The following is a 1,627-nucleotide window of genomic DNA, read 5'->3' on the forward strand; positions in this document are numbered from 1 at the left end:
CAGACTGTGGACAAACTGAACTTAAATTTATAAGTTCAGTTTGTTTTTTTATATGGATTAATATTTTCCACTAAAATCATGATTAAACTACGTTTAATCTAGGCTATTTGTGGCTCTTTTACGAGCCACATTGCCAACTTTTTAAGATTCATGGCAGCACAAATAAGCGTGGTGTCCATGGAAACTTTTTTAATTCCTCTATATCTAGTCCATCTCATACCATGCTGTTCTTTTGCATCACCAAATCGTCTTTCTACTGTTTGACTTCTTAGTTTATATGCTTTTTTTATTGTATCTACAAACCTTAAATCTTCGATTATATCTAAATCATCTTGCCATACATGTCTTCGAATTTCTCTAGTAAAACTTCTATTTTCTGTACATTCATTTAGTAGTGGACATGATTTACATATAATAGGATTAGATTTGTATAATCTATGCCCTGTTGGCATAGTTCTTTTAAAAGTTAGTAATTTATCATTTGGACATATATAACTATCGTAATATTCATCATAAATAAAATCTTTAGTTTTAAATATTCCTGGCTTTCCTTTTGGTCTTGTATAGGGCATTGCAGGTACTATCGATTTCTCTAGTAAATAATGCGCATTGAATGGCGTTTTGTATCCGGAGTCTACTGCTAGTGTGATTGGCAACATATTTTTTTCTTCTAATCTTTCAACCATAGGTTTCAACTGTGTACTATCATGTATATTTCCAGGTGTGACATGTTGATCAATTATAAAACCATTTTTATCTACACAACTATGTAAGCTATACGCAAATTGTTTTTCTCTTTCACCTTTAACATAGTAACCAGCTTCTGGATCGGTAGTACTGACTTTCTTATTTTTAAACTCCTCCTTTTTCTTATTTTTTATGGGCTTTTTTCCTTGCGCTAACCTCTGTTGATTAATTTCATTATTAAGTTCTTCTTGGAAATGTAATGTATCCTTTTTTACAACTTGATTAATATATTTATTTTTATTCGCATTAGCTTTGATATGTGTTGAATCAATGAATAACGTTGAGTGGTCAATTAAGTTATTCTTAATCGCAATTTCTAATATTCTTTCGAATATTTGTTCAAACAGGTCAGTATCATGAAAGCGTCTTGTATAATTTTTACTGAATGTACCATAATGAGGGACTTTATCAAGAAAGCTAAATCCTAAATACCAACGGTAAGCTACGTTAGTTTCAATTTCTTTAATAGTTTGCCTCATTGATTTTATGCCAAATAATCTTTGAATCAGTAAGATCTTAACTAAGATAACAGGATCAATAGAAGGACGTCCGTTATCTAAACAGTATTTATCTTCAACAAGTTCATAAACGAAGTTTAAATCTAATATTTTATCAACTTTTCTCAATAAATGATTTTTAGGTACTAACTCTGAAACAGAAATCATTTCATATTGGTCACGTTTATTCTCGGATTTATTTAACATAGAATCAACTCCTAAATAAAATTTCAACTATATTATAAAATGGATTATTAATTTTTGGTATTTTTTTAGCGCTGACTCCTGCGGGAACAGCATGATTCGAAGACTACAGGCTGAGAACATGCCCGCGGAAAGCATGCGCATAAAAAAATGCCGGCAAAGTCTAAGACTTTGTCGAC

The 1,627-nt window shown here is 31.0% G+C and carries 1 protein-coding gene; it reads right to left on the minus strand.

What is annotated here, in order from left to right:
• Positions 1 to 98: 98 nt before the first annotated feature.
• Positions 99 to 1,451, minus strand: a complete 1,353-nt coding sequence (locus LQ679_RS14600) for an IS1182 family transposase (RefSeq protein ID WP_107591166.1) — start codon at positions 1,449 to 1,451, stop codon at positions 99 to 101.
• Between the last annotated feature and the right edge of the window lie 176 nt (positions 1,452 to 1,627).

It is taken from the genome of Mammaliicoccus sp. I-M35, assembly GCF_022386455.1.
Lineage (GTDB): Bacteria > Bacillota > Bacilli > Staphylococcales > Staphylococcaceae > Mammaliicoccus > Mammaliicoccus sciuri_A.

Excerpts from the sequence above, each read along its gene's own strand:
- LQ679_RS14600 (WP_107591166.1), bottom strand. The coding sequence starts at position 1,451 with ATGTTAAATAAATCCGAGAATAAACGTGACCAATATGAAATGATTTCT.